12 protein-coding genes are annotated in these 16,846 nt (G+C 62.9%); 6 read left to right on the forward strand and 6 right to left on the reverse strand.

Going from position 1 to position 16,846, the window contains the following annotated elements; genetic code table 11:
• Together ACESL8_RS02830 and ACESL8_RS02835 are read left to right on the forward strand one after the other, a co-directional pair.
• Positions 1 to 585: SulP family inorganic anion transporter (locus ACESL8_RS02830; RefSeq protein ID WP_372915741.1), on the forward strand; the 585-nt coding region annotated here is incomplete at its 5' end.
• Positions 586 to 601: 16 nt separating this feature from the next.
• Complete coding sequence (locus tag ACESL8_RS02835; RefSeq protein ID WP_372915743.1) at positions 602 to 1,240, forward strand: carbonic anhydrase; 639 nt, start codon at positions 602 to 604, stop codon at positions 1,238 to 1,240.
• Positions 1,241 to 1,295: 55 nt separating this feature from the next.
• Here ACESL8_RS02835 and ACESL8_RS02840 read toward each other — a convergent pair whose 3' ends face one another.
• From ACESL8_RS02840 to ACESL8_RS02860, 5 genes are all read right to left on the reverse strand, one after another.
• Positions 1,296 to 1,775, reverse strand: coding sequence for a Rid family hydrolase (locus ACESL8_RS02840; RefSeq protein ID WP_372915745.1), 480 nt, complete (start codon positions 1,773 to 1,775; stop codon positions 1,296 to 1,298).
• A gap of 90 nt (positions 1,776 to 1,865) precedes the next feature.
• A complete protein-coding gene (locus ACESL8_RS02845; protein ID WP_372915747.1) occupies positions 1,866 to 4,595 on the reverse strand; it encodes a TonB-dependent receptor plug domain-containing protein in 2,730 nt (909 codons plus the stop codon).
• A 331-nt stretch (positions 4,596 to 4,926) separates the two neighbouring features.
• Positions 4,927 to 5,469 (reverse strand): GNAT family N-acetyltransferase, encoded by a 543-nt coding sequence (locus ACESL8_RS02850; RefSeq protein WP_372915749.1) that lies wholly within the window; start codon positions 5,467 to 5,469, stop codon positions 4,927 to 4,929.
• A gap of 6 nt (positions 5,470 to 5,475) precedes the next feature.
• The gene (locus ACESL8_RS02855; protein WP_372915751.1) at positions 5,476 to 7,173 is read right to left on the reverse strand and encodes an amidohydrolase; all 1,698 of its coding nucleotides are present in this window, start codon (positions 7,171 to 7,173) and stop codon (positions 5,476 to 5,478) included.
• Positions 7,174 to 7,323: 150 nt separating this feature from the next.
• Positions 7,324 to 9,570: a choice-of-anchor D domain-containing protein gene (locus tag ACESL8_RS02860; protein ID WP_372915753.1), complete on the reverse strand. Its 2,247-nt coding sequence runs from the start codon at positions 9,568 to 9,570 to the stop codon at positions 7,324 to 7,326.
• Positions 9,571 to 9,884: 314 nt separating this feature from the next.
• Between ACESL8_RS02860 and ACESL8_RS02865 the strand changes: the two genes are divergently transcribed.
• From ACESL8_RS02865 to ACESL8_RS02880, 4 genes are all read left to right on the forward strand, one after another.
• The gene (locus ACESL8_RS02865; protein WP_372915755.1) at positions 9,885 to 11,177 is read left to right on the forward strand and encodes an acyl-CoA dehydrogenase family protein; all 1,293 of its coding nucleotides are present in this window, start codon (positions 9,885 to 9,887) and stop codon (positions 11,175 to 11,177) included.
• Positions 11,178 to 11,196: 19 nt separating this feature from the next.
• Complete coding sequence (locus tag ACESL8_RS02870) at positions 11,197 to 13,131, forward strand: beta-galactosidase (protein WP_372915757.1); 1,935 nt, start codon at positions 11,197 to 11,199, stop codon at positions 13,129 to 13,131.
• The gene (locus tag ACESL8_RS02875) at positions 13,128 to 14,168 is read left to right on the forward strand and encodes a DUF2855 family protein (RefSeq protein ID WP_372915759.1); all 1,041 of its coding nucleotides are present in this window, start codon (positions 13,128 to 13,130) and stop codon (positions 14,166 to 14,168) included. Before ACESL8_RS02870 ends, ACESL8_RS02875 begins: the two co-directional genes overlap by 4 nt.
• Before the next feature lie 236 nt (positions 14,169 to 14,404).
• The gene (locus ACESL8_RS02880; protein WP_372915761.1) at positions 14,405 to 14,836 is read left to right on the forward strand and encodes a pseudoazurin; all 432 of its coding nucleotides are present in this window, start codon (positions 14,405 to 14,407) and stop codon (positions 14,834 to 14,836) included.
• A gap of 60 nt (positions 14,837 to 14,896) precedes the next feature.
• On the opposite strand, the gene edd is transcribed toward ACESL8_RS02880, so the two are convergent.
• A complete protein-coding gene (gene edd, locus ACESL8_RS02885) occupies positions 14,897 to 16,717 on the reverse strand; it encodes a phosphogluconate dehydratase (protein ID WP_372915764.1) in 1,821 nt (606 codons plus the stop codon).
• Between the last annotated feature and the right edge of the window lie 129 nt (positions 16,718 to 16,846).

Consider the following 16,846-nt stretch of genomic DNA (forward strand, 5'->3'; position numbering starts at 1 on the left):
GCGGATTCGCGGTTGTCGACCATGCTTCATGGCACCTGGTTATTGCTGGGCCTGGCAGTCATTCCCGCGGTGCTTAACCTTATCCCGCTGTCGGCCCTGGCGGCGGTGCTGATCGCAACCGGCTACAAGCTGGCCAAGCCGGCGCTGTTCTTCCAGCGGTGGAAACAGGGGTTCAGCCAGTTCATCCCTTTCACTGTCACCGTTTTTGCCATCCTGTTCACCGATCTGCTGATCGGCATTGGGATCGGCTTGATCGTGGGCATGGGCTTTGTGATCTGGCGCTCCACCGGCAATATCATCACGTATGTCGAATATGGCGACACGGTAATGGTGCGGGCGCGGCGCAATCTGTATTTCATGCACAAGCCGGCGCTGCAGCAGGCGCTGGAGCGGGTGCCGGAAGGATCATCCTTGCTGATCGACCTGTCGGCGACCTCCTATGTTGATCTGGATTGCATCGACATCATCAACGGCTTCACGCGTGCTGCACAGTATCGCGGTATCGATGTGAAGGTGCGGGCCGATCACACCCGGCGTTCCGCGGCCATGATCAACGCCCCTGTCACCCGCGCCCGCGCAACCTGAAGGACATCAGCCTCCGATGCAGGAAGTCGAACAATTGTTGCTGTCAAACCGGGCTTGGGCTGCCGAAATGCTGGCCGAGAACCCGGAATTCTTCAATCGCAACATCAATTGGCAGCGCCCTGCCTTCTTGTGGATCGGCTGTTCAGATAGCCGGGTCGCGCCCGACCAGATGACCCAGGCCGTGCCGGGCGGCCTCTTCGTGCACAGGAATATTGCCAATCTCGTCTATCCCGACGACCGCAACCTGATGGCTGTGCTGGATTATGCCGTGAACGTGCTGGATGTGGAGCATGTGGTGATCTGCGGCCATTATGGCTGTGGCGGTATCCAGGCGGCGCTTGATGGCGCGCCGGAAGGCCCGATTGCCCACTGGCTGGAACATGCCCGCCAGGTTCTGGACGATCATCGCTGCGAGATCGAAGCCCTGCCCGAAGGCGAGGAACGGGTGAACCGGTTGGTGGAAGTGAATGTGCGTGACCAATTGGTTCACCTCGCAGGCGCCGCACCGGTGCAGAAGGCGTTCAAGGCCTCCCGCCCGCTCACGCTGCACGGCTGGGTTTATGATCTGCGCGATGGCCACATCAAGCCGCTGATGCGCATCGACCGCGAAACCGTCCTTACTGAAGTGCCCAAGCCGGAACGCGTGCTGCTGTAAAACGAAAAGGCCGCCAGATTGCCCCGGCGGCCCTCTTGAACGCTGTTGGCGCGCCTTACTTGGCCGCGATGACCGTCAACTCAACCAGGAACTGCGAGCCAGCCAGCGCGGCGACCTGCATGGTGGTGCGGGTGGTGGTGGTCGGATTTTCGGTGTTGTTGAAATATTCGGCGAAACCGGCGTTGTAGCCAGCGAAATCCATCTTGCCGTCCATGCCCGGCGCCGCAACCAGATAGGCATCCATGCGCACGATGTCCTTCATGGTCATCCCGTGCGCTGCCAGCAGTTCCTTGATCTTTTTGAGCGTGCTGAGCGTCTGGGCCTTGGTGTCACCATAATCGCTGCCCCCCGGCGTGGCCGGCGATGCGAGGTTGCCTGACAGATAGACGGTGGTGGCCTTGGGCGAAACCTTGGCAGCGGTCAGGATGCGGCCGCCGGGCGTGCCGACCTTTTCCACATTGGCTTTAGGGGCAGCGAGCGCCGGAGCGGCGATGGCCACGGCTAGACCGGCGACGGCGAGCGTGAACAATTTCATGGTTGATCCCCTTGGTGGTGTGGAAACGCGAACGGGCGGCAGGATTGCCCTGCCGCCCGACCTTGGCAAGCGATAATGCCTGCGTCGCGATCAGAACTTCGCGGTGGCGCGTACGTACCAGAAGCCGCCCGCCTGACCCAGCGGCGCGGCGCCGGGGTAGATGGATCCGTTGGCCTGGCCGCCGGTGGACGGATAGGCATTGCGGGTTTCGACATCCGGATAGTTGTTGAACAGATTTTCAACACCCACCGCGAGGCGATAATTTTCGGCGATGGTGAAGCCGGCTTCGACATCAATGCCGATTTCGGCACCGAAAGTCTTGCCCCACTCAGGGATGCCTGCCGCCGCGTTCGGCGCCGGATAACGGGCGCGGAAGGCCACCGGGTCCACTCCGGCTGGGATGCTGCCCACCGGGTTGAAATAGGTGGTGAACTTGCCGAAGTAGTTGCCACGCACCGTCAGGTCGAACGCTCCGCTGGTGTAGTTGGTGCTGAGCACAGCGCGCCACCGCGGGTTGCTGTCTTCGATGTTGCCCTTGCGGGTGTTGTCGATCAGGCTGAGCACGCGAGTGTCGGTCGGACGAACGGTGGACAGCGCGATAGTCCGGCGATCGGTGACCTTGGTGCGGTTGTAGTTTACCGCGAGGCTGCTGTTGAAGCGGCCGATGGCTGTATCCGTGCGGTGCGACAAGACGATATCGAAGCCCTGCGTGCGGGTGCGGAAGCCGTTGGTAAAGTAGTTCACCTGGCCCAGATCGAGCGCCGTGGTCAGGCCCAGCGCCAGCAGTGCCTGCTGATCAGCCGGAGTGGTGTTGATCGACGAGGTGATGCCGATGCGATCCTTGACGACGATGTTGTAGGCGTCGACCGTCAGGTTGAAACCGCCGCCGGGTGTGACGACGAAACCACCCGAGAAACTGGTCGATTTTTCCGGCGTAAGCTCCTTGGCGCCATAAAACTGCGCGGAGATGCTGTCAGGGCGGGCAGTCTGTACTGCCACCGGAACCGGGCTGCCCTGCGGGAAGTTGGTCTGGGTGTTCTGAGTAAACTGCTGGCCGGGTGTCGGTGCACGGAAGCCGGTGGAGGCCGCACCGCGCAGGGCGATGACGTCGTTGATGGCCCAACGTGCGCTGAACTTGCCGTTGAAGGTGCTGCCGAAATCGTTGAAATAATCGTAACGAGCAGCCAGCCCGAGATCGAGGCCTTCGACCACTTCGGCTTCGAAATCGACGTAGGCCGAATAGTTGTTGCGGCCGCCTTCAGCCACAGAGTCGGGGCCAAACCCAGGGAAGCCGTTGGAGCCAACTGCCTTGGTCACGTTGAACCGGGACAGGTCGTTACGCTCAACCAGCTGCGAGCCATAGATGCCTGGTTCCCACGAGGCACGATCGCCCAAGCCAACAGCAAAGGTTTCGCGGCGGAATTCGAGGCCGGCAGCGATGAACAGCGGCTTGTAGAGGCCAATATCGGTTTCATAGCTGAAGTCTGCGTTGATATTATATTCCTGCTGCGTGACCTTGCCGAGGTAAAAATCGGTGGGAGACGCCGGACCCAGCGATGGGTTCAACGTGTCATACATGAAATACCGGATCTGGTTGCGGCCGTAAGCAGCAGTGATGTCATACTTCACGCCGCCTTCGGTCGAGCCCTTGTAGCCGCCGACGATCGACAGATCCTCGATTGAAGCTTCGAACACCGGCACGAAGCCGTTGGGGAAGATCGACGTGTCCGAGAAAGTGCGGCCTTCGGCGTCATAAATCGGGCGGCCCGTGGCGGAATCGGTACCTATGCGGTCAAGATACCACGGCGTACCGATCGACTTGCCAAACGTGCCGGTACCCGGACGCAGTGGAATGTCGGCTGCCGACACGGCGATCGGGCGGCGATAGTTGAAGTCGTTGGACTGGCGCTGCCAGCCGTAGTTGCCGAAGGCATAGACTTCGTCGCCATCACCCACCGGCACAGCGGCGTTCCACACCACGCGGTAGGCGCGGTTGGACGGCTGGCCGAGGCGGTTGCCCGTGGGGCGCGGCGGCGTGATGCCAGCGGCGATCAGCGGGGCGATTTCCGGGCGCGCCACCGAACGATCGAACACGTTCTGATCGATGAATTCACCGGTGATGTTGAAGAAACCGCCATCACCCAGCTTGAAGCCGGCATTGGCGCTGAGCTGGAGGTCTTCACCGTCGCCGCGGTAGGTCTGGCCGTAACGCGCCGCGAGGTTCAGGCCGTTGTCAGCGCGGCTCAGGCCGATGTTGATCACGCCGGCGATGGCATCGGAACCGTACTGGGCGGCAGCACCGTCGCGCAGCACTTCAATACGGCTCACGGCTGGCGAGGAAATCTGTGACAGATCAGGGCCTTGCGAACCCACGTTCAGGGCATCGCCGGTCACCTGCACCAGGGCCGAACGGTGCATGCGCTTGCCGTTGATCAGCACGAGGATTTGGTCGGCCGGCAGGCCGCGCAGGTTGGGCGGACGCACGAAGGCCGAGGCATCGCCGAGCAGGTTGCGGTTCTGGTTGAACGACGGCACCAGCGTCTTGATGATGTTCTGCAGCTGCGGAGAAGGCTGAGCCTTGAAATCGTCGGCGGTGAACACGTCGATCGGCACGGCGCTTTCGGAAACCGTGCGGTCGGTACGGCGGGTGCCGGTAACGATGATTGTGGTGTCTTCACGGGATTCGGCTGCGGCCGGCGGGGCTGCGGCCTGGTCTTCAGCGGCGAGCGCCGGGGCTGCAAAGCCCGCCAGCGTCAGTGCCAGCAATGATGTCGCCAGCTTCAATTCGCCCCGTTGGGCCCGGTTGGTATAGTGCGTCATTTCAGTCCCCTGGTTGGTATTCACTCGGCCAATTCGATCCGCCGTTGCGGCACAATATTTTTTACCAGCCTTGGCAGAAACCCGCGTTCCAACCATTGTTCTGGTGGCTTTCACGCCGCCCCTGCCTTGGCAACGCCCCCGACGCTTGTCGACAAAGCCCTTCTTTCAGGCCAGCAACCGGATCCAAGCGATCCTCTTCAAGCGCAAATGCACGTTTGCCCGACATACGCCATTTGTGCACCATGCAAATTGCATCGAGGGCTGTTGCGGCAATGTAACATTTCCCACATGGGGTTTTTACGCAACAGTCTTGCCCACTGCGGCCGGGATATCAGGCAGGCAGCTGCTTGTGCATCGGGACAAAGCGAACGGCCACGCCGCCGCAATCAAGATCGATTGCCGGCCCCGGTGCGTAGGCATTGGCGGCATAAAAGGGTTGGCCGGGCAGGGTGGCCATCAATTCGGTGCGGGTGAAGCCGGCGGCGGCGGCTGCATCCTCGCAGGCCATGAGCAGCGCCGCACCCACGCCGCGCCGGGCGGCGTGCGGCGCCACGAAAAACGCGCGGATCTTGGCGGCATCGCGCGCCGGATCGAGCAGGCCTGAAGCCCGGCTGGCAAATTTGTCCCCGCCAAACAGCGTTGCCCGCCGGCTCCAGCCGCCGCAGCCCAGCGGATTGCCGCTGCTGTCCTCCACGACCAGATAGGTGCCATCGGCGACCAGTTCGCTGTCTACCCCGAATACATGGCTGAGGGCGGCCTCGGTCTCGGTCGCCGTGTAATATCCCTGGCTGAGGGCGCGTGCCGACGCCGTGATGAGCGCTTCGAGCACCGGTATTTCGCCGGCCAAGGCGGGGCGGATATGCAAGCCGGTCATGTCGTTTCAGGCGCGGTATTGGCTGCGGCCGTCGACCACGGTTTCGATAATCTTGATATCTTTCAACGCACCCGGCTTCACGGTTTCCGGATCTTCGGCGAGCACGACATAATCCGCCAGCTTGCCGGCGGTCAGGCTGCCCTTGATGGCTTCTTCCTTGGCCGCCCAGGCGCCGTTGAGTGTGTTGATGCGGATCGCCTCCAGCACGCTTACCCGCTGGTTGGCGCCCCAGGTTTCGCCGTTCCACCCCGTTCGGGTCACCATGCCCTGGATACCCATCAGCGGCGCAAACGGGCCAGGGAAGAAATCGCTGCCGGCGCACACCTTGATGCCGTGATCCAGAAAGCTGCGAAACGCCATGGCGTTGGCCATGCGGGCCTCCCCATAAAATCCGAATTTGTCGCTGTTGTAATAGGCATAACTGGTGAACGGCGCCGGCACCGCGCCGATCGCCGCCATGCGTTTCAGCAGGCTTTCGTTGATCAGGGTGCAGTGAGTGATCTTGGGCCGCAGATCCTTCACCGGCACCTTGGCCAGCGCGCGTTCGAACGCGGTCAGCGCCATGCCGATGGTGACGTCGCCATTGGCGTGGATATTGGGCTGGATGCCGGCGCGCACTACTTTTTGCACCCACGCGTCCAGCGCATCCTGCGGTTCGGTGATGTTGCCATAATAGGGCGGGGTACGCCCGGCATAGGGGGTGGATAGCGCCATGGTGCGTTCGGAAAAACTGCCATCGGCGGTGTGTTCGGCGGTGGCGCCCAACCGGATCCAATCATCACCGAAACCGGTCTTTAGCCCGGCGGCGATCATCTGATCGACCATCGCGCCTTGCGTTTCATAGCTCACCCGGTGTTTCAGCTGCCCGGCGGCGCGCACATCCTGAATGGCGGCCAGATCGCCGCCCTGGTGGTGCACCGTGGTCAGGCCATATCGGCTGAACGCGGCGCTGATATGGGCGATGCCGGCGCGGCTGCGCCTTGCCCGTTCGGCGGCGTCGATTACGGGGCGCTGGCCCTTTTCCTCCACGATGTCGATGGCATTGTCGGTGATGCGGCCCGACAGGCGGCCGTCAGGCAACCGATCGAAGGTGCCGCCCGGCGGGTTTGGCGTGTCCCGCGTGACGCCGGCCAAGGCCAATGCCTTGGAATTCACGAACACCGTGTGGCCGCCGCGGTGGCGCACCATCACCGGATGCGCGCTGCTCACCTTGTCGAGATCATCCACCGTCAATTGGCGGCCGTCCTTCAGCTTGGTGTCGTCGTGGAAAAAACCCTCCACCCAAAATCCCGCCAGCGTGGCGGCGGCCTTGGCGCGTAATTTGTCGATGATCGACTGGATGGTGGCGAATTCCACCTCGAACGGATTGCCGACCAGCGTTTCATACAGCAGCACATCGCCGATCGGGTGGTTATGGCAATCGATGAAGCCCGGCACCACGCAGGCGCCTTTCAGATCGACCATGTGCGTGGCCTTGCCGGCCAGGCTGCGCACGTCGTCGCTGCCCACCGCCATGATCCGGCCGCCCTTTATTGCCATGGCGGTGGCACGCGGACGAGCATCGTCCATGGTGATCAGCCGGCCATCATACAGCAGCGTATCGGCGTCCTCGCCGTGCGCTGCGGCGCGCGTTGCCCAATTGGCCCACAGCGGCGTTGCCACGGCGGCAGCGAGCAGGTGGCGGCGATCGGTGTGGATGTTCATGGCAATTCTCCCCGGCCGCATCGTTGCCCTGCCGCGCCTGGCGCGCAAGGGGTTTGTCATCTGGTGCTCAGACGTAAAGGGCGGGACCAGCTACCGCCAATCCCGCCCTTTTGCGTGTGTGTTGCAGTGGCCGCGCTGCGTGCGGCTCGCTCAGGCTGTAACCGCGGCGCGGCGGCGGGCGACGGCGCCCACCAGGCCAAAGCCCAGCATCATCATCATCCACGTGCCCGGTTCCGGAACCGGATCGAATACAGTGCCGGAAAGCGTGAGGTTGAGCGAATACTGCCGTACGCCCGACACGCCCGGCGCATGATCACGGAACAGCAGGGTGTAGAGGCCACTGGCAGCGCCAAGGGTCAGCGGATTGAGTGTGACCGTGTAGTTGTTGAAAGCGCCGCCAGCAAGGTTCAGGAAGGGTGACACGTTTGAACTGAACAGCGCATTGCCCGGGCCGTCGATCTGGAAAAGTTGAAGCCCGGCACTGTTGGTGTCGCCGATGTTGAACAGCGAAAAATTCAGCAAAACCGGGCCGCCGCGCGACGAGACCGTGCCGAAGTCGAGCGTTTTGCTGGTTTCGACCGTGGTACCGTTGAACGACGGATTGGCATGATTGATTACGTTGGCCGTGGCATTCAGCGTAAGCTGGTAGTTGCTGCCGGCGCCGGCGATGCCGGCCGACGGGGCGACGTCGGCCATGTTCAGCACGAACGTACCATTGTTCTGGCCAGCGGCGGTGGAGTTGAAACTGGCGGTGTAATTGCTGGTGGTGTTGCCTGCGGCCAAGCTGGAGAGCGGTGCCAGATTGGTCGAGAAATTGCCTGCTGCGGCTGTGTTGATGCTGTTCAGGCTTGTGGCAACCCGGTTGGTGCCGGCATCGGCGACGTTGGTCAGGGCAAAATTGGCCGAAGCCGTTGAACCGGCGAACACGGTGCCAAGGTTGATCGTCTGGGTGCGGCCAGTCTGCGTGGCGGCGAATTGCGGGTTGGCACGGTCCCACACAGTGGCAGTGGTGTTCACCGTCATGCTGTAGGTGTTGGCAGTCGTGCCCGCAGCCATCCCCGTGGTCACGTCGCTGAGCGACAGCAGAAGCGTGCCGTTACGGGTGCCGCTAGCGCCAACATTGGGGTTGAACGACGCTGTGAAGCTTTGCGGTGTGCTGGCAGCCACCTGCAACCCATTGGCGAGCGTGGTGGTGAAGCCACCCGAGGTGGTGACGCTGTTCAGGACAGCGTTGACCGCGGCGCCGCCGCCGTTGTTGGCCAGGGTGAGCGCACTGCTGGTCTGGTTGCCTGCGTCACGATAGACGTTGCCGAAGTTGACGCTGGTCGTGGTGTCGTTTGATGAGGTGCTGAACGACGGCGAGGCGCGATCGACGACGGTGCCGGTGACGTTTTGCGTGAGATTGGTCGTGCGCATGCCGGCTGCACCGGACACCGCAACCCCGCCAACCGTCGGCGTGTCGGTCATCGCATAGGTGAAGGTGCCGGATTTGGCACCGACCGTCGAAGTGTTGAGGCCAACGGTGAAGGCACCAGAGGTTTGGCCAGCCGCCAGATTGCTAAGCGAAGTCAACGTGGTGCTCACGCCGGCATTGCCACCGGTGACGCTGGTCAGGCTCGTCGGCGACGTGTTGGTGGGCGAGGCAGCGGTATTGGTGACGTTGAACGACTGCGTCGCCGTTGAACCGCGGAACACCCTGCCGATACTTGCGGTCGCGGACGTCGTCTGGGTGCCTGTCGTGAACGACGGCGTCGAGAAGTTGAGGTAATCATAAGTCAGCGAATAGCTGTTGCTGGTGAGCCTGGCGGTGGTGGTGGCCGTTCCGGACGTGGTGGTGGCGTTGTTGGTGATAGTCGTCCCTGTCGCACTGATCTGGGTCAGGAACGTGAAGCCTTGCGGGTTCGAAGTGAAAGCGGCGAGGTTGCCGCCTGCAGACGCAGTGCCCGCTCTCCTGTTATTCGGTGTGCTACTGGGGAAGAAAACGGTGTTGTTTGCAGACGCGTTGGCGCAATCGCCCCCATTGCAGTTGGTGGAAAGGGCCGCAGAACCCAACACAAAGGGCGTCCCGCCGTTGACCGCGATTGACGCTTCGAGGGTGGAATTTACCGTAACCTTGTAACCGCCGGTTCCGGCGCCCGTGGCGCTGAGCGACACGTTGTAGTTCACGTCGGCGCCCAAGCGTGCGCCGACCAGGATGCCGGTGTTGGTGTTGAACTGCGTGAACGCGCCGGGCGCGACAAAAGTCGTGAATGATGAGGTGGCCGGCGTGTTGAACGTCGTTGTGCCCGCGCCGGTTGCCGTCTGAGTCTGGGTGGAAGTGGTGCTCCCGATTGCGGTCGGTGTGATCGTCTGAGCCGACGTTGAAAGCGCGGTCTGTGCCACTACCGGGGACGTCATGCCGGCCCCAACCAGCGCAGCAGAAACGAGCTTCGAAATATTGTTCACAACACCCAACCTGTCTTGGTCCCGACCCGAGGGACTGACACGCAGGCAAGCAAGGATCGTGCCATAGCAAAAATGATGCATTAACCCATTGAAATATTGTAATGGTTAAGGAAGAGTTTACGTCCATTTTGTAAGATATTCCGACAGTTTTTGCTCCGTATCGGCGGTATCCTTTCTATTTTGCGCCAGCCGGCCTTCCCCATTAGGCCAGTTTTTCCGGCGCCCCGGCCGGCCCACACTGGCTGTTCACGCGAAAGGAAACTGCAATGGATTTTGCGCTGCCAGCCGACCTGATTGCCTATCTGGCCGAGCTTGACGTGTTTATCGCGGCCGAGATCAAGCCGCTGGAAAACCAGGACGACAATATCCGCTTTTTCGATCATCGCCGCGAATGGGCGCGTACGGATTTCGAAAACGGCGGCCTGCCCCGCCATGAATGGGAATTGCTGCTGCGCGAGGCGAGCGTGCGCGCCGACAAGGCCGGGCACTGGCGCTTTTCGGCGCCAAAGAAATATGGCGGCAAGGATGGCAGCAACCTGTGGATGGCGGTGATACGCGATCGTTTTGCCGCCAAGGGCCTGGGCCTGCACAATGATCTGCAGAACGAACACAGCATCGTTGGCAATTTCCCGTTTGTCGCCATGTTCGAAGCGTTCGGCACGCCGGCCCAGCAGGACGAATTCATCCTGGGCGGCTTTGCGAGACAGCGCATCACCGCCTTTGGCCTGACCGAGCCCGAGCATGGCAGCGATGCCACCCACATGGAAACAACGGCTGTGCCGGAAACCCGTGACGGGGTCTCCGGCTGGCTGATCAATGGCGAGAAGATGTGGACCACCGGCATGCATGTCGCCACCCACTGCGCCACCTTCTGCCGCACATCGGGTGCGGCGGGCGCGGCGCGGGGGATAAGCTGCTTCCTTGTGCCCACCGATACGCCGGGCCTGAAGGTGGAAGAGTATCTGTGGACCTTCAACATGCCCACCGATCACCCGCGCGTAAGTTTTACCAACGTGTGGGTGCCGGATTCAACGCGGCTGGGGCCAGCGGATGGCGGCCTGTCGCTGGCGCAAAGCTTTGTGCACCAGAACCGCATTCGGCAGGCGGCATCGTCGCTGGGCGCAGCAACATTCTGCGTGGAAGAAAGCGTGCGTTATGCCCGGACGCGAAAGCCGTTCGGCGAGCCATTGTCGAAGAATCAGGCCATCCAATTTCCGTTGGTGGAACTGGCCACCCAGTGCGAAATGCTGCGCCTGATGATCTACAAGACGGCGTGGGATATGGATCACATGCCGCACGAAGCCATCGAAAGCCAGCTTTCGGACAAGATTTCGATGTGCAATTACTGGGCCAACCGGCTGGTGTGCGAGGCGGCTGACCGGGCGATGCAGGTGCATGGCGGCATCGGTTACAGCCGGCACAAGCCGTTCGAACATATTTTCCGCCACCACCGCCGCTATCGGATAACCGAGGGATCCGAAGAGATCCAGATGCGCAAGGTGGCGGCCTATCTGTTCGGCTATCTGGGGCCGCGAAAGCAGCTGTTCGCGGGCCTGTGATCGTGGCAAATCAGCGCCCATGAAACTCGGCGTTTGCTGGTACCCCGAACAATGGCCGGAGGCGTTATGGGCAAGCGATGTGCAGCGCATGGCGGCGCTGGGCCTGTCGTTTGTGCGCATCGGCGAATTTGCCTGGAGCCGGATTGAGCCTGAACCTGGCCAGCTGGATTGGGCGTGGCTGGACCGCGTGGTGGAACTGGCGCACGGTGCGGGCATCGAGGTGGTGATGGGCACACCCACCGCCACGCCGCCGAAATGGCTGGTCGATGCACATCCGGAAATAATGGCGAGGAGCCGCGACGGGCAAGTGCGGGGATTTGGTTCGCGCCGGCATTATTGTTTTGCGTCAGAGGTTTATCTGGAACAGGCCAAGCGCATCACGGCGCTGATGGCCGAGCGGTATGGCCAGCACCCCGCCATTGTCGCCTGGCAGACCGACAATGAGTATGGCTGCCACGACACGGTTGTGAGTACATCCGATGCGGCCAAGGCGGCGTTTCGGCACTGGCTGGCGGCGCGCTATGGCGATGTGCAGGCGCTGAATGCGGCGTGGGGGCTGGCGTTCTGGGCGCAGGAATATCGCAGCTTTGCCGAGGTGGATGCGCCGTTCGGTACCGTCACCGAAAGCCATCCGGCGCATCGGCAGGATTGGCAGCGCTTTTCCTCAAGCATGGTCGAACGCTTCAATGCGGCGCAGGTGGCCGTCCTGCGCGCCGCCTCGCCGGGGCGGGACATTATCCATAATTTCATGGGCTTGTTCACCGAATTCGATCATTTCGCTGTTGGCCGGCAACTGGACGTGGCGACGTGGGACAGCTATCCGATCGGCTTCCTGTGGCAGGGGCCGTTCACTGCGGCGGACAAGGCGCGATACCTGCGCACCGGCCATCCTGATCTGACAGCGTTTCACCACAGCCTGTATCGCGCCTGCGGGCAGGGGCGCTGGTGGGTGATCGAACAACAGCCGGGCCCGGTGAACTGGGCGGCGTGGAACCCGGCTCCGGCGAAAGGTGCTATCGAGTTGTGGGGCTGGGAAGCGTTGGCGCAGGATGCCGAGCGGATGAGCTGGTTTCGCTGGCGCCAGGCCCCCACCGGGCAGGAAGCCATGCATGCCGGGCTGAACCGGCCTGACAACCAGCCTGCCGCTGCCTGGCCGGAGGTGCAGGCGCTGGCGGCCGGGATTGCCAGCCTTGGCCCGCTGCCGCCGCGCGGGCAAAGCGATGTGGCACTGATGTTCGATTATGACAGCGTGTGGGCGGTGCAAAGCCAGCCGCAGGGGCGCGATCAGGATGCGCTGGCGACAGCGATGGCCTGGCACACGGCGGCGCGGCGGCTGGGATTGAGCGTGGATATCGTGCCGCCGGATTGCGATCTGGCGGGCTACCGGCTGGTTTTGCTGCCGGCACAGGTGTTTGTGGAGACGGCATTGGCGGCGCGGCTGGCGGCGGCTGGCGGGGCGGTGATTGCTGGCCCGCGCACTGGGTCCAAAACGCGCGATTTTGCCATTCCGGCCGGCCTGCCGCCGGATGGGCTGAAGTTGTTGATCGATGTGACAGTGGTGCGCGTCGAAAGCCTGCCGCCCGGAATCGCCCTCGCTGCAGGCAATGCGGGCTTGGTGAGCGGCTGGATGGAGGACGTTGAGGCCGGCGCCGGCACAGATACGCGGCTGGCACTGGATGACGGCCGCGGCCTGTGGTTTGCGCAAGGCCGCGCGCATTATCTGGCCGGCCAGGTTGATGATGGCCTGCTGCGCCGGGTGGTGGGTGATGTAGCGGCGGCGGCCGGGCTGCTGCCGCGCGATCTGGGCCCGGATGTGCGGCTGGAACGGCGCGGCGATCTGAATTTTCTGTTCAATTATGGCCCGCAGCCTGTTCCAATTGGCCATGATCTGCTGATCGGCGTGAGCCCGGTGCCGCCCGCTGGCGTCGCCATCTGGAAGGACAAAGCCCAATGACCATTCTTGCTGCCCGCGTTGGCGCCTTGGCGAATACCACTGCGTTGCCCGATCCCGGTGCGCTGGGTGACGGCGAGGTGCGCTTTGCCGTGGAGCATTTCGCGCTCACCGCCAACAACGTCACCTATGCCGTGCACGGCGAGGATTTCGCCTATTGGCGGTTTTTTCCCGCGCCAGATGGTTACGGTATCGTGCCGGTCTGGGGCTTTGGCCGGGTAATCGAAAGCCGGGCCGCCGGCATGACCGAAGGGGAGCGTTATTTCGGTTATTGGCCGATGGGCGCGCAGGCAGTGCTCACGCCGGTGCAGATGTCAGCCAAACCATCGACTCTGGGTTTTACCGATGGCGCCGTTCACCGCGCCGGTCTGCCCCCGTTCTACAACCGCTATAATCCGGCCAGCCCGGCGTGGGGGGACGAGGCGCTGCAATGCCTGTTCCGCCCGCTATATACCACCAGCTTTCTAATCGATTGCCTGATGGCAACGCGCCCCGTTGATACGTTGCTGTTGTCGTCGGCATCGTCAAAAACTGCGCTCGGCGTGGCGCAGTCCGCCAAGGGCCGGCAGACGGTGGTGGGCCTGACCTCGCCGGCCAACCGCGCGTTTTGCCTGAACACCGGTTATTATGATCATGTGTTCACCTACGACGAAGTGGCTCAGGTGCCGGGCACCGCGATCGCGTTCATTGATTTTTCCGGCCATGGCGGCATTCGCAGCGATGTCCATGCGCTGCTGGGGGGTCGCCTGAAGGAAAGCCATGTCGTGGGCGACACGCATTGGCAGACGCCCAACGTCGCAGCCTTGCCCGGCCCGGTGCCGCAGCTGTTCTTTGCGCCGACGGTGGCGCAAGACCGGGTGGCAGAGTGGGGCCCGGCCGGGTTCGAACAGCGGCTGGGGACAAGCTGGGGGCGGTTTGCCGCCACGCTGGGCTGGCTGCGCATCGAGCGGGTGAGCGGGGACATGCACGTGGCGGCAGCCTGGGCGGCGCTGGTCGAGGGGCATATCGATCCGGCGGCAGGCATCATCGCCAGGCTGTAACGTTTTGAAGCCCCCCATGTTCAGCCCCACATGTTCAGCCCCACATGTTCAGCTTGGTGAAAGCCGGCTTGCCGTAATACCCCGTGCATGGATGGGGATTTGGACACTTAGCCGCAAGTCGCCACCTTGAGTGCCACGCAGGCCGCGCGTATCAGCGGTCATCAACCGATCCGGCACCGAGTCCGGCGCGTGTTCGAAACCGGCCGGCGCTTTCGCCGGCACATGGAGGAAGTTTGATGAAGATTCTGGGTTTTGTCGCCGCTGCCCTGGTGATCGCCGCTCCGGCCGCTGCCAAGGAAATCACCGTCAAGATGCTGAACAAGGGTGCTGAAGGCGCCATGGTTTTCGAACCGTCGTTCGTGAAGGCCGCCCCCGGTGACACCGTGAAGTTCGTCGCCACTAACCCGGGCCACAATGGCCAGACCATTGCTGGTTTCCTGCCGGCCGGTGAAGCCGAGCAGAAGGGTGCCATGGGCAAGGATTTCGTGTTCAAGGCCGGTAAGCCCGGCGTGTACGGCATCAAGTGCCTGCCGCACTTCTCCATGGGCATGGTTGCCCTGGTGCAAGTCGGCAATGGCCCGTCGGCCAACCTCGCTGCTGCCAAGGCCGTGAAGCTGTCGCCGCTGGCCACCAAGCGTATGGTCGCTTATCTGGCGAAGGCCAAGTAAACCCATCTGATTGCAGATATTGTAACGGCCGGGGTGGTAACGCCCCGGCCGTTTTCGCTTCTACAGTCCTGCCGCCTTCAGCATCGCCGAAGCTCCGGCTTCGGCATCGTCGCTGCCAGTGCGGAAGAAGGCGAACAGCTCACGGCCAGTCCCGTCAGACGAACCTGCGATCACCGCCGCCGGCCGCGCCGCAAATTCAGCGGCATCCACCAGCACGTCCAGCTGGCCCAGCCGCGCGCACAGGCGGATCACATCGCCGTCGCGCACCCGCGCCAGTGGGCCGCCTGCCATGGCTTCGGGGCACACATGGATGGCGGCGGGCACCTTGCCCGACGCGCCCGACATGCGGCCATCGGTAACCAGCGCGATCCGGTGCCCCCGATCTTGCAGCACGCCCAGCGCCGGGGTCAATTTGTGCAGTTCGGGCATGCCGTTGGCCTGCGGGCCCTGGCCGCGCACCACCACCACCACGTCGCGGTCAAGCTCGCCGGCCTTGAAGGCGGCTTGCACGCTTTCCTGATCGATGAACACGCGGGCAGGGGCTTCGATGGTCCAGCGCTCTTCGTGAACCGCGCTCGTTTTGAAGATGGCGCGGCCCAGATTGCCCTGCACCAGCCGCATGCCGCCATCGGCACGGAACGGGGTGTCGGCGGCGCGCAAGATGCTTTCGTCGCGGCTGGCCGGAACGTCCTGCCACGCCAGTTGGCCGTCTTCCAGCACCGGATCCCGCGCATAGTCGGCCAGGCTGTTGCCGCCCGCTGTCGTGATATCGCCGTGCAGCAGGCCGGCATCAAGCAGGGTGCGGATGGTGAAAGCCATGCCGCCGGCGGCGTGGAACTGGTTCACGTCGGCAGCGCCGCCCGGATAGACGTGGGCGATCAGCGGCACAACGGCGGAAAGATCGTCGAAATCCTGCCAATCGATGCTGATGCCCGCCGCTCGTGCAATTGCCGGCAGGTGGATGGCGTGGTTGGTCGAACCGCCGGTGGCAAGCAGGCCCACCATGGCATTGACGACGGCGCGTTCATCGACGCAATTTCCCAGCGGGCGTTCGTCCGGCTGGTGCAGCGCGATGCCGGCCAGCCGGTGCATGGCTGCACGGTTCAGGGCCGTGCGCAGGCCAGTGCCGGGATTGACGAAGGCAGCGCCGGGAATGTGCAGGCCCATCACCTCCATCATCATCTGGTTGCTGTTGGCGGTGCCATAAAATGTGCAGGTGCCGGGGCTGTGGTAACTGGCGCTTTCGGCCTCCAGCAGCTCGCCGCGGCCAACCTTGCCTTCGGCCGCCAGTTGCCGGATGCGCTGTTTTTCCTTGTTGGGCAGGCCTGTCGGCATCGGCCCGCCCGGTACGAACAGCATCGGCAAATGACCAAAGCGCAGTGCACCAATCAACAGGCCGGGCACGATCTTGTCACAGATACCAAGCAGCGCGACCGATTCGAACATGGCGTGCGACAGCGATACTGCGGTGGCCATTGCGATCGTGTCCCGGCTGAACAGCGAAAGTTCCATCCCCACCTGGCCTTGGGTGACGCCGTCACACATCGCCGGCACGCCGCCCGCCACTTGCGCCGTTGCCCCCACTTCTCGCGCAAACAGTTTCAGTTGCGGTGGATATTGGCCGTAAGGCTGGTGCGCCGACAGCATGTCGTTGAAGGCAGTGACGATGCCGATATTGACGCGTGCGCCGGCCCTGATGGTAGCCTGATCGTCCAGTGCCGCGGCAAAGCCGTGGGCCAGATTGGAACAGGACAGCTGCGATCGATTGATGCCGACATCGCGTTGGCTGGCAATCAGATCAAGGTAGCGGCGGCGGCCGCCCCGGCTCTTTTCGATGATGCGATCGGTGACGCGGGCAATTGTGGTGTGCAGATTTGTCATGCTTGGTATCATAGGCAGAAACGTCGTGCTTGGGCAGGGGAAATAGCGCTGCATTGCTGCCCGCCTGCCAAGCGGGCAGCACAAGACGGTACGTTTGACGGGTGGGGACGACTGGCATGGAAAAGCCGC

Source organism: Sandarakinorhabdus sp. (assembly GCF_041689835.1).
In the GTDB taxonomy this organism is placed as follows: domain Bacteria; phylum Pseudomonadota; class Alphaproteobacteria; order Sphingomonadales; family Sphingomonadaceae; genus Sandarakinorhabdus.